Raw genomic sequence first — 12509 nt, 5'->3', positions numbered from 1 at the left:
TTGCAAACTTTTAAATTATATGAAGTATTTCGCGACCGTATTTCTTATACTCTCCACAGCTTTCCTAGCTCAATCTCAAACCTATGAAATAGGCGGAATGATAGGAGGTGCTAATTATATAGGTGATGTTGGAAAAACCAATTTTGTAAACCCAAATACTCTTGCTTTGGGCGGTATTATTAAGTGGAACCGCAGTGCTAGGCACTCGTTTAGAGGTTCAGTAATGATCGCGAAAATTAAAGGAGACGATGCAAATAGCAATAATAGCCGCAGAGAGCAACGTGGCTATTCTTTTGAAAATACGGTTAAAGAAGTTTCATTGGGCATAGAATACACCTTTTGGGAATTTAATGTTCATAGCCAAAAATCTATTTCTACACCTTATTTATATACTGGTCTAACTTACTTTTGGTATGATGCTCTTTATAAAAGAGGAGGCATAATAACAGATTACGATGGGGCTAGTAGCGTTGCCATCCCAATGGTTGTGGGCTACAAGGCAAACCTTGGCACCAACGCAATGGTAGGTTTTGAAATAGGAGCGCGCTACACATTTACAGACGATTTGGACGGCAGCAACCCTGTAAAAGGATTGGCTGACAATGAAACCGTTAAATTTGGAAATACAAATAGCGATGATTGGTATGTATTCACTGGTATAACTGTTACTTTTGCATTTGGAAGAAAACCTTGCTATTGCAATTTTTAGATAACGAATGAACTATAAAGACCAAATAGACGTAGATAAACTACCGCAGCACCTGGCCATTATTATGGATGGAAATGGGCGCTGGGCAAAACAAAAAGGTCTTTATAGGTATAAAGGTCATGAAAACGGATCAAAAGCAGTGCGTGAAATCATAGAAGGATGTGCCGAAATAGGAATTCCATTTTTAACACTTTATGCATTTTCAACTGAAAATTGGAACCGACCAAAATTAGAAGTAAACCTGTTAATGAAACTTTTAGTTTCTGCACTTAAGCAAGAAATTAAAACATTACAGGATAACGATATAAAGCTCAATGCCATCGGCAATTTGGAGGCATTACCAAAAAAAGCACAAAAAGAATTGCAACATGTAATTGAAGCATCAAAGGACAATAAGCGTATGACAGTTACGCTTGCACTTAGCTATGGTTCAAGGGAAGAAATTATAAAAACAATAAAAGAGATTAGTCTTAAAGTTAAAAATAACCTAATTTCGCCGGACGATATTGATGAAACGGTAATAAATAATCATCTTTACACGCAAAATTTACCAGATGTAGATTTATTGATCCGCACCAGTGGAGAGCAGCGAATTAGTAATTTTTTACTTTGGCAAATAGCATATGCCGAGCTATATTTTACTGAAACTCTTTGGCCGGATTATACTAAGAACCATCTTTTTGAAGCAATATTAAATTATCAAAACAGAGAAAGAAGATTTGGAAAAACCAGTGAACAACTTAAACAATAGTTTCCTATTGCAACTATACAGAAAATCTTATTGTATTTTAATATTTACAATACTTTCCGTTTTTTCATCACAAGCGCAGCAAAAAGAACTCGATAGTGGTAGAAAATACACCATAAACGAAATAACGGTCACGGGAGCGCAAAACTTTAATGAGCAAACAGTTATTGCTTTTACAGGCCTCAAAAAAGGTGATCGTATTTACATTCCCGGTGAAAAATTAAGCCAAGTTACCAAAAAACTTTGGGAGCAAAACCTATTTAGCGATATCGCATTCTACGTCACTAATATTGATGGAGATGATGTAGATTTAGAGCTTTATATTGTGGAATTGCCCAAACTTAATGAGGTAGTTATTAATGGCGATAAAATTCGCAAGGCTAAAAGGAAGGAAATACTGAAGGATAATGATCTTAAAGCAGGTACAAAAATTACTAAAAACCTTATTTCTACCACAAAAAATTACATCACAAATAAATATAAAAAAGACGGGTACTATAATACAAATGTTATTATTAGCACTACGCCTGTCAACGATTCACTAGGCCTAGAAGTGTCAAGAAACATGACCATTTCTATTGATAAAGGCAATAGAGTTAAAGTGAAGGAAATAAACTTTGAAGGGAACGAACATTTTACCGACAGTAAATTGCGACGGTCCATGAAAAAGACGAAACGTAAAAACTTAATTCGTTTCTGGAAGCGTTCAAAATATACAGAGGAAGGTATTGATGAAGATAGAGAATCTCTTCTGAAAAAATACAAATCCAACGGGTATCGCGACGCTCGTATTATTGAGGACACACTTCGTATAATGGACACGAAAAATGTGGCGTTGGATATTAAACTGGAAGAAGGCGACAAATACTACTTTGGCGACATTAAGTTTATCGGTAACAGCGTTTTTACAGACGGTCAATTACGTCAGATTTTAGGAATAAAAACCGGAGAAGTTTACAATGGTATTCTATTACAGGAACGCATTGCAGATGAGAGCGATCCAGAAGCGAACGACCTTACTAACTTATACCAAAACAACGGTTATCTTGCAGCGCGTATAAATCCTGTAGAAGTAGCTGTTCGCAACGACACCATAGATTTTGAAATCCGTATTATGGAGCGTAACCTTTTCTATTTTGACCACGTTACGGTTATAGGAAACGATCGCACCAATGATCACGTTATTTACAGAGAATTAAGAACACGTCCCGGACAAAAATACAGCAAAAGAGATGTTGTAAGAACAATCCGTGAATTAGGACAATTAGGTTTCTTTGATCCAGAACAACTTTCGCCAAACTTCAAAACTGTTGATGAAAATAATGGCCTTGTAGATCTGGAATACTCTGTTGTTGAAAAAGGCTCTAGCCAGATTGAACTTCAAGGAGGTTATGGTGGCGGTGGTTTTGTAGGAACACTTGGGCTTTCATTTAACAACTTTTCACTTAAAAATATTTTCAACTTAAGCTCATACAAACCTTTGCCAATGGGAGATGGTCAAAAACTATCTCTCCGTGCGCAGGCGAGTAGTTATTACCAAACCTACAGTTTATCATTAACGGAGCCTTGGTTGGGTGGCAGAAAGCCGGTACAATTATCTACTTCTTTCTCGCATACAATTCAAAATCTCTATGATTATAACACACAAACAGCAGATAAATCTAGAAGTTTCACTATAACGGGTGGTTCTGTAGGTCTTGCTAAAAAGGTGAAATGGCCAGATGATTACTTTGTATGGTCCAACGCTATCAGTTTTCAACATTATAATCTAAATAATTATAACACAGGATTGTTTACGTTTGGAGATGGTTATTCTAATAACTTAGCATACACAATAGGTATTAGTAGAAATAACACCGCTACAAACCCAATCTATCCAACACAAGGATCAGAATTTAGCCTTACTGCAAAAATGACATTGCCTTATTCAGCATTTAATAGTGTAGATTATAAGGGTCTTTCTGACGAAAGAGCGCTATTAGAGCAAACACTTGCAGACGATCCAGAATTCGTAGATGATAACAAACGAATTTCTGCAATTGACCAGGAACGTTTTGGATGGTTAGAGTACTATAAAGTTAAATTTAAAGGAACTTGGTACACTAAACTAATCGGAAAGATGGTGCTACGTACCAATACCGAATTCGGATTCCTTGGAGCTTACAATCAAGATCGCGGTGTACCTCCTTTTGAAAGATTTTTCGTAGGTGGTGACGGACTTGGCGCATACAGTTTAGATGGTCGCGAGGTGATTCAAATGAGAGGTTACCCTAACCAATCACTTTCAGATGTAGACGGAAATACGATTTACAATAAATTTTCGTTAGAGGTAAGATATCCAGTAACTTTGGCACAAATGGCATCTATTTATGTGCTTGGGTTTGCAGAGGGTGGAGCATCTTATGATGGGTTCAGAAATTATAATCCTTTTGAGTTAAAGCGTTCAGCTGGCGCAGGATTACGTATATTTATGCCAGCATTTGGCCTTTTGGGTATTGATTTTGGATACGGATTCGACCCCGTTTTGGGTGGAACCGTAAAGAATGGATGGGAAACTCATTTTATAATTGGACAACAATTTTAAATACTGGCACGATATTTTCTTAAACAACAACCAAATAATATGAAGACAAAGAAAATCCTATTTTTTACGCTTTCCCTTTTTTGCTTCACCTTTATGGCTGAAGCTCAAAGAGGGGTTCGCATCGGATATATTGATATGGAATATATCTTAGAAAGTGTTCCTGAATACAGAGAAGCCACCATACAATTAGAAGGAAAAGTTCAACGGTGGAAGCAGGATATTGAGAAAAAGCAAAAGGAAATTGACCAGATGAAGTTGAATCTCGCCAATGAAAGAGTTCTTCTTACAAAAGAATTGATAGATGAAAGGGATGAAGAAATAAAAATTAAAGAAGACGAAATGCTTCAATACCAGCAGGACCGTTTTGGACCAAATGGAGATTTAATGATCCAGCGCAGACAATTGGTACAGCCTATTCAAGATCAAGTTTTTAATATTGTTCAAGAAGTAGCAGAAGCTAAAAAGTACGATTTCATTTTCGATAAATCCGCAGATGTGGTTATGCTTTTCGCAGCAAAAAGAAACGATATTAGTGATTTGGTCTTAAGAAGTATTGAGCGCGCAGGTAGAAGAGTACAGGCAGAAGACAAAAAAGAAAAACGCGAAATAGAAAAACGCGAAAGTCTTTCAGCTGAAGAAGAAGGAGCCGTTACTGAAAGAGAAAAAGCAATTGAAGAAAAGCAAGAAGAACGCGAAAAATTAGTGGAAGCTAAAAAGACTGAACGAGAAGAAATGATGGCACAACGCCAAAAAGAACGCGACTCTATTCGTGCTGTTAAAAAAGCAGAGTTCGAAGATCGTAGACAACGTTTAATTGAAGAAAGAGAACAAAGAAGAGATTCAGTAATGAACGCGCGCCAAAACAGAAACAACCTGCCAGAAGGCACAAAAGAAGGTGAAGAAGGCGACGGTCAGTAAAACAATAATTACCTAGATATTCAATAATAAAAAACGCTAAAAGAATAACACTTAAATTAAATACAATTACAATGAAAAAAATGAAAATAGTTTTAGTTGCAATGGCGCTATTTATGGGTGCTACAAGTTTTGTAAACGCACAATCCAAAATTGCACATATTAATGCACAAGAATTAATTGAGGCAATGCCAGAATACAAAGCAGCACAGAGTCAATTAGAAAAAGTGCAGAAAACTTACGACACTGAAATTAAAGCAATGGCGAAAGAGCTTGAAACTAAAATGAAACTTTACGATACTGAAGCTCCAAGTAAATCAAACGAAGAAAATCAAAAAAGATTTACTGAAGTTGAAGGAATGCAAAGTAATATTCAAGCTTACAGACAACAAGCCCTTCAAGATTTAGATAAGAAAAGAACAGACATCTTTAAGCCAATTCTTGAAAAAGCACAAACTACTATTCAAAGAGTAGCAAAAGCGCAAGGGTTTCAATATGTATTAGATTCTACAATGGGTAGCGGAGTAATTCTTGCCGATGGAAAAAACCTAATGCCAGATGTTAAAAAAGAATTGGGAATGTAATTCTTTTAAAAAAATAAATTTCCTAAAAACTGCCCGTTCTTAACGGGCAGTTTTTTTTTACCCTAATTTGAACTTATTGGCTACATTTACGTGATGAAAAAAAATAACCCCATAGGTATTTTTGATTCGGGCGTTGGTGGCTCTTCTATTTGGCAAGAAATCCATAAACACTTGCCTTTTGAACATACCATTTATCTGGCGGATAGTAAAAATGCGCCCTACGGATATAAAACTGCAGAAGAAATTACCGAACTTAGCATTAAAAACACTGATAAACTGCTAGAATTAGGGGCAAAAATAATAGTTGTAGCCTGCAATACTGCTACCACAAATGCAATTGATACACTTCGGAAAAAATACGATATTCCCATTATAGGCATAGAACCAGCTATTAAACCAGCTGCATTGCAAACCACCTCAAAAAGTATTGGAATATTGGCCACTAAAGGGACATTAAGTAGTGCTCTTTTTAGTGCCACAGCAAAAGAATTTTCGAGAGACATTAATGTAGTTGAAATTATCGGCGAAGGCCTAGTATCGCTCATTGAAGCAGGTAACCTCGATGGACCAGAAATGATGAGGCTTCTTGAAAAACATACCAAACCTATGATTGTCGCCAATATCGACTATTTGGTTTTGGGCTGTAGTCATTATCCATATATTATTCCGCAATTAGAAAAAATACTGCCCAAAAATGTCAAGATAATTGACTCGGGCGAGGCTGTTGCCCGGCAAACAAAAATCGTTCTCCAAAGTTTAGATATGCTGCGCGAAGAAAATACGAAGCCAAAACTTCAGTTCTACACCAATGCCGAAACTGATACTTTAAAATGTCTGCTTAAAAAATATTCTGAAAAGATTTCAGTTGAAAAATGTGAGTTTTAAATTACTCTTTAAACCACGAAGAATACATAACATAATTATTGGCGATTCGTTCAATTTCGCCTTTGGTGAGTTCGGGGCTGATATCCTTTATTTTTTTCGCGGGAATTCCAGCGTAAATACTTCCGCTTTCAACTCTAGTATTTTTAGATACTACAGCACCCGCCGCAATAATTGAATTGCTTTCCACTACGCAATCGTCCATAACAATGCTTCCCATCCCAATCAATACATTATCTTGAATAGTACAACCGTGCACAATTGCATTGTGACCAATGGAAACATTATTTCCAATAGTAGTGGGAGAAGTTTTGTAAGTTGCGTGAATTATAGCTCCATCTTGCACATTCACCCTATTGCCCATTTTAATAAAATGCACATCGCCACGGATAACAGCGTTGTACCAAACACTACATTCGCTACCCATTTCTACATCGCCAACAATAGTAGCATTTTCAGCAATAAAGCAATCTTCTGGAATCTGTGGATGTTTTCCGTTTACAGTTTTTATAATCATAGTTTTTTGTTTCAGGTTTCAGAATTCAAATTTCGTGAGGGGCTAATATCTAAAATCTCACGTCTAATGTCTCTCGTCTCAAGTCTCATACATCACCCAAAATAAGCCAATAATTCCTTTTTTCGCGTCGGACTCACCATTATTTCTTTACCGCTGGAAAGCACTACACTCCCACCCTTTCCTTTTTTGTATTCAGTGATTTCATTCACATTAACCAAATAGGATTTATGAACACGCGCAAAGCCATTTTCTGAAAGCGAATCTTCAAAATATTTCAAGGTTTTGCTAACTAAACGCTTCCCTTTTTTTAAATAGATCTGGGTATAATTATCATCAGCCTGGCAATACAGTATATCCTCCATTTGCAGCACTTCAAAGCCATTTTGCAGCGGAATAGTGATCTTCCCCGCTACCTGCGTTTGTAATGGCTTTAAAATTGAATTTTGAAGCGTGTTTTCCTTTTCCTTTATCTCCTTAACATAATCTACAGCCTCAATAAGTTTATCGATTGAAATAGGCTTCAACAAGTAATACGAAGCATGTGCATTTAACGCATCAATAGCATAGTGATTATAAGCGGTAACGAATACAGTTTCAAATTGCCGGTCGCCTACTTTATCAAGTAAATCGAAGGCATTTCCGTAGGGCATTTCTACATCTAGAAAAACTACATCCAAATCATTATTTCGAATTAAAACTAAGGCCTCTTCAACATTGGCAGCTTCACCCTTCAATAAAATACTTGGGCAGTATTTCGCCAAATAATTTCTCAGAATTTCTCTGCTAGTTTCTTCGTCTTCTACAATTATTGCGTTTAGTTTCATCAATCTTTCTTTAATATAAGTTCAACTCGCGTGCCTTCGTTATTTTCGAAAACATTATCCACTGTCACATCTATTTTTTCTTTGTACATCTCGTTCAAAATAGCAATTCGTCTTTGGGTATTCCCCATTCCTTTCGACTTTTGTTTCATCTGATTTTCAGTTTTAAATTCTTTCGATTTTGCGCGTCCAATACCATTATCCACAATAGTTATTTTTACGGTTTTCGAATCAATTTTTCTGAAATCAATTTCCAGCAAACCCTTTTCTTCTTTATACCGAAGCCCATGCCAAACAGCGTTTTCTACATACGGCTGAAGCAACATTGGCGGAATTACGAATTCTTCTAAATTGATGTTTTCATCAACCGAAATTTTATAGTCGAATTTATCTTTAAACCTAAAATGTTCCAATTTTGTATAAAGTTCCAACAGCTCAATTTCCTTCGCTAACGAAATAAAATCTTCTTCACTATTTTCCAAAACGGAACGCATTAGCAATGAAAAATCGGTCAAATATTTATTTGCCGCGCGTTCGTCATTTACTGCGATGAAACTATTCACAGAATTTAATGCATTAAAAATAAAATGTGGATTCATCTGCGATCGAAGCGATTTCAGTGCCAATAGATTATTTGCAAATTTTTGCTGCTTTACATTTTTGTATTGGGTGTAAGCCGCAAAAACCAGCAGCAAAACAATAATGCCTAACGAAATAATAATCCATTTCTGAATCTGACTGTATCTTTCTACAAGTTCCTGGTTTTCGAAGGCTAGTTTATATCTACTTTCGTTCAACTTTCGGTCGTTTTCGAGACTTGCAATTCTGTTTTGTTTCTGTGTAATTTCTTTGCTGAAACGCGCCGCTTGGCTAATTTCCTGTTCCTTTTTCACGTAAAGTTCATCCACCACTTCCACATATCTTTGGTAACTTTCGGTAGCCTTATCGAACTCACCGATATCCCGATAAATCTCTGAAAGCTTTCGCACGGCGTCTTTTTGAACTACCAAATCTTCTTTCTTGTCAGCTTCCGCAATACTCTTTTCAAGGTATGGAATAGCCTGTTTATATTTTTCCTGCGCCACAAAAGCATTGGCAATTTTATAGTTTTGTCGTTGCGGGGTTAGCGCTTCATCTTCAACAGTAGCAACTTTCCCCATTGAATTTAGCTCTTTCAAGGTTTCTTCCCGAAGTTCAATCTCCTTTTCGTATTCGCGGTTTTGGTTGTAGAAATCTGCTACTTTATTTTTTTCGGAAACGGCGCGTTGCTTATTTTCCTTTTTGGCAAGTTTTAATGAATTGTCAAAATATTCTTCGGCTTCAATTAGCGCACCACTTTGTGCGTATGCCTCTCCAATTTTAGAATTTAGGTTTGTAATTTTCGGCGTAATCTGATTCTCTTTGGCAACATCAAGCCCCTTTTGGTAATTGAAAACACTTTTTACGCCCTCACCAATTGCTTTGTGTGTATCTCCCAAACCTTCATAAATCTCGACTCTTTGATAGGGTGAAAGATTTCGATTTAACAAATTTTGGAAGGTTGAAATACTTTCCTGATAGCTTTTATTTTGGGCAAATGCTTTAGCTAATTTTATTGAAACATCAATATTGGCAGTATTTTGCAAGCTTTGTTTATAATTGTCAATAGCCAAATCTGGCTGATTCCAAAACAAATTTATATCGCCCAAAGTTTCAAATGCCAAGCTATTTTGTTTTTTAGAAATGCTTTCGTTACGTCTTGGTTCCAAAGCGCGGGTTATGTATTCGATACTTTTAGGAGCGTCCTTTTTCAAAAAGAACTTTGCAGAATCTAGAAAATTAATAAATCCGAGTTTTTTCTCGTCTTGAACCTTTTTGGCAATTGGTGCGGATGCCTCTCCTTTTGCCTTTTCAACGCGAACGGTAATAAAATCGTCTTTGGTAATATTATAATAAACGGTAACAAAATCGTCGCTTTTAATAACTAATTCGTCCCCAATTTTCGCCGAAATAGCAAATCTTCCCGAAAGATTGGTTGTGGTATATTGGCCTCCCAAAATCTCAACATTCACTTTGGAGATGGGCATATTTGTTTCGCCATCAACAACTTCACCTCTTAACATAAAAGGTTTGTTTTCCGCTTGCCGCTTTACTTGCGAAAAGCTTTCAGCCGAATAAAAAATGGCAAACGATAAAAAAATATAAAGTAGGGTTTTCATTTAGTCTAATAAACGGTAAACATACGCACTTTGCAGCAAAGCCAAAATTACGTTTTTCTGAAATAGCGCCCGCAAAAACAGAAAAAGAATACTTCACTCACCCAAAGACTGTTTTTACTAATTCGCCAGCAGCATTCACATAATGTAGGTTTTTTCTAAAAAATGTTCATCATAGGTTTACCTGTATAAAAAAACAAAGTTATGAGAACGTTACAAATTATTATGGTTACTATTTTACTAGCTTCCGCATACTCTTGCAAAGCTGATAATAAAAAAAGCGAAAGTGAGTTTTTAGCAAGATTAGAAACTCAAAAACCTAAAAAAGACCACTTCATTAAAGTCGCGCTGCTATTAGACACCAGCAACAGCATGGACGGATTGATAGATCAAGCAAAAGCACAACTCTGGGAAATAGTAAACGAATTAAGCTACGCAAAATGCTATAATGCCCGCCCGAAACTACAAATTGCTTTATACGAATACGGTAATGATAACTTAAGTTCCCAAGATAATTATATCCGGAAAATTTTGAGTTTCACTGAAGATTTGGATGATGTTTCCAAAGAGCTTTTTTCACTAACCACCCTTGGCGGAAGCGAATACTGCGGCGCTGTAATTCAAGAATCTTTGAATAAACTTGATTGGGGTAAAGAAGATGACGATTTAAAAATGGTTTTTATTGCAGGGAATGAACCCTTCGACCAAGGCGAAATTCATTACAAAGATGCCGCTGCAAATGCCAAAGAAAGTGGTGTCGTGGTAAATACGATTTTCTGTGGCGATTATAAACACGGAATTGACAGCTACTGGAAAGATGGCGCCCAACTTACCTACGGCGATTATATGGCAATTAACCAAAACCAACAAACCGTTTATGTGCCCTCCCCGTATGACGATATTATAATTCAGTTGAATATAAAGCTTAATAAAACGTATGTTCCTTATGGTACTACAGGAATGGCGAAAAGTCGCCTACAGCAAGAACAAGATGCCAATGCTGCGGAATATAGCAAAGCCAATGCTGTAAGCCGAACCGTTTCAAAAGGAAGTCATCTTTACACCAACAGCACTTGGGATATGGTAGATGCCGAAGAAGAAGCAGATTTTAGTTATGATAAGTTGAAAAAAGATGAATTACCACAAGAGTTGAAAGGAAAAACTACGGTGCAAATAAAGAAGTATCTTGAAACAAAGCGTTTGGAAAGAGAAACAATTCAAAAGGAAATAATGGAACTTAATGAGCAACGCCGAAAGTACATTGCAGAAAACACGAAAGAAACGAGTAATGGGCTGGAAAACGCAATGGTGCAAGCCATAAAAAAACAAGCAGAGAAAAAGAATTATTCTTGGGAATAGATTTTTTCTAAATATAAAATGCCTGACACTTTTAAGAGTGTCAGGCATTTTTCTTTTACGAATAAAAAGGTCTAATTAATTGCAGGACAATTACAATCGTATGGCTCATCTCTTCCTCCCAAAAAGTCATAACCTAAAGTAATTTGGTGGAAGCCGCCACTTTCAAATTTTATATTCCCAGCTTGATAAGAGTATGTATATGCAAACATGAAATTGTTATAATTTATCCCCAAAACTGGAGTAACATATTGCAGTTTTTGAACTTTTACTTCCTGCCCGTTAAGGAATTCAGCTCCATCCAAACTTCTTCTGTAAGATAAACCACCCCACAACTTACCAAATTCCATCTTTCTGTAAGCTTTAAAGTTTAAATCTACAGCTTGTTCGCCAGTGCGTTCGCTCCATTGAAAGAGAAAAGATGGCTCATAGCTCCAATCTTGTCCGTATTGTCCAATTGCATATGCTGCAGAGATTAAATACTTACGTTGGTTGTTTGATTCAAATTCTTCACTATAAATTGATCTATTCTGAAAGATGATATTCTTAACAGTGAAATGTCCTGAAAAGTCTAAGAAATTATATGAAAGACCCGCATCTACATTAAAATATGAGCTACTCTGAATAATTCCACTAATAACAGGATCAAAATCTGAAAGGTCGAATTGAGTTTCATCCAAACGAGATTGTGTTAAACCAGCGCTCAAACCAAAAGATAACTGATTTAAATCTGCTTCACTTCTAGAAAACATGATATGGTGGGCATATGTTATATACCCCCCAGTTTGAGAGTGATATCCGTTTTTATCATTGTATAATATTACTCCAAGTCCAGATCTTTCTCCAACTCGCGCATTAAAACTTAGCGTTTGTAGATTTGGAGCTTCGTTTTGGTCAAACCACTGTTGGCGTGCTGTTAGGCGCAATTGGTTGTGTGATGCAGCTCCCGCCATCGAAGGATGTAATAAATAGAGATTATCAGAAAAATAATCTGAGTAAATGGGTATTCCGTCTTGGGAATATCCATAAATGGATGAAAACAAAAGTAGGATGAGAGAGATTTGTTTAATATTCATAATTTCTATTTATCGTTTTAGGGTAAAATGTCCTTTGAATTCTTTAGGCACGTCGTCTTCGGTGTATTCCACTCTGAACCAGTAATCGCTTGATGGCAGTGGGCTTCCCCCGAAGGTTCCAT

At 36.5% G+C, this 12509-nt stretch carries 12 protein-coding genes; 7 read left to right on the top strand and 5 right to left on the bottom strand.

All coding sequences use genetic code 11. The annotated features are described in order from the left end of the window. Window positions 1-19: 19 nt before the first annotated feature. The 6 genes from porG (at window position 20) to murI (ending at window position 6425) form a co-directional block, all read left to right on the top strand. A complete protein-coding gene (gene porG, locus AC3RVF_RS08500) occupies window positions 20-709 on the top strand; it encodes a type IX secretion system protein PorG (RefSeq protein WP_489691222.1) in 690 nt (229 codons plus the stop codon). A gap of 7 nt (window positions 710-716) precedes the next feature. Further along, window positions 717-1460, top strand: coding sequence for an undecaprenyl pyrophosphate synthase (uppS, locus tag AC3RVF_RS08495; protein WP_489691221.1), 744 nt, complete (start codon window positions 717-719; stop codon window positions 1458-1460). Then, window positions 1429-4041 (top strand): BamA/OMP85 family outer membrane protein, encoded by a 2613-nt coding sequence (locus AC3RVF_RS08490; RefSeq protein ID WP_489693177.1) that lies wholly within the window; start codon window positions 1429-1431, stop codon window positions 4039-4041. Before uppS ends, AC3RVF_RS08490 begins: the two co-directional genes overlap by 32 nt. 39 nt (window positions 4042-4080) lie before the next feature. Beyond that, window positions 4081-4959 carry an OmpH/Skp family outer membrane protein gene (locus AC3RVF_RS08485; protein ID WP_489691219.1) on the top strand — a complete coding sequence of 293 codons (879 nt, stop codon included), beginning with the start codon at window positions 4081-4083 and terminating at the stop codon, window positions 4957-4959. Between the two features lie 71 nt (window positions 4960-5030). After that, window positions 5031-5540: an OmpH/Skp family outer membrane protein gene (locus AC3RVF_RS08480; protein ID WP_489691218.1), complete on the top strand. Its 510-nt coding sequence runs from the start codon at window positions 5031-5033 to the stop codon at window positions 5538-5540. 93 nt (window positions 5541-5633) lie between these two features. Next, the gene (gene murI, locus AC3RVF_RS08475; protein ID WP_489691217.1) at window positions 5634-6425 is read left to right on the top strand and encodes a glutamate racemase; all 792 of its coding nucleotides are present in this window, start codon (window positions 5634-5636) and stop codon (window positions 6423-6425) included. Window position 6426: 1 nt separating this feature from the next. Here murI and AC3RVF_RS08470 read toward each other — a convergent pair whose 3' ends face one another. The 3 genes from AC3RVF_RS08470 to AC3RVF_RS08460 all read right to left on the bottom strand — a co-directional run bounded on the left by AC3RVF_RS08470 (window position 6427) and on the right by AC3RVF_RS08460 (window position 9958). Next, on the bottom strand, window positions 6427-6939 hold the full coding sequence (locus tag AC3RVF_RS08470) for a gamma carbonic anhydrase family protein (protein WP_489691216.1): 513 nt from the start codon (window positions 6937-6939) through the stop codon (window positions 6427-6429). A 92-nt stretch (window positions 6940-7031) separates the two neighbouring features. Further along, a complete protein-coding gene (locus tag AC3RVF_RS08465) occupies window positions 7032-7763 on the bottom strand; it encodes a LytR/AlgR family response regulator transcription factor (RefSeq protein ID WP_489691215.1) in 732 nt (243 codons plus the stop codon). Beyond that, complete coding sequence (locus AC3RVF_RS08460) at window positions 7763-9958, bottom strand: tetratricopeptide repeat-containing sensor histidine kinase (protein WP_489691214.1); 2196 nt, start codon at window positions 9956-9958, stop codon at window positions 7763-7765. Before AC3RVF_RS08460 ends, AC3RVF_RS08465 begins: the two co-directional genes overlap by 1 nt. A gap of 201 nt (window positions 9959-10159) precedes the next feature. Between AC3RVF_RS08460 and AC3RVF_RS08455 the strand changes: the two genes are divergently transcribed. Continuing rightward, entirely contained in the window at window positions 10160-11314 is a 1155-nt protein-coding gene (locus AC3RVF_RS08455) for a VWA domain-containing protein (protein WP_489693176.1), read from the top strand. A 71-nt stretch (window positions 11315-11385) separates the two neighbouring features. Here the strand turns inward: AC3RVF_RS08455 and AC3RVF_RS08450 are convergent, their stop codons facing one another. Together AC3RVF_RS08450 and AC3RVF_RS08445 are read right to left on the bottom strand one after the other, a co-directional pair. Then, a complete protein-coding gene (locus tag AC3RVF_RS08450) occupies window positions 11386-12387 on the bottom strand; it encodes a PorP/SprF family type IX secretion system membrane protein (RefSeq protein ID WP_489691212.1) in 1002 nt (333 codons plus the stop codon). Window positions 12388-12396: 9 nt separating this feature from the next. Next, window positions 12397-12509 (bottom strand): T9SS type B sorting domain-containing protein (locus AC3RVF_RS08445; RefSeq protein ID WP_489691595.1); only part of this gene is annotated, 113 nt, incomplete at its 5' end.

It is taken from the genome of Aequorivita sp. IT1183 (genome assembly GCF_058068265.1).
The sequence above is the reverse complement of the archived record's forward strand: the minus strand, read 5'-3'. Positions and strand labels throughout refer to the sequence as shown.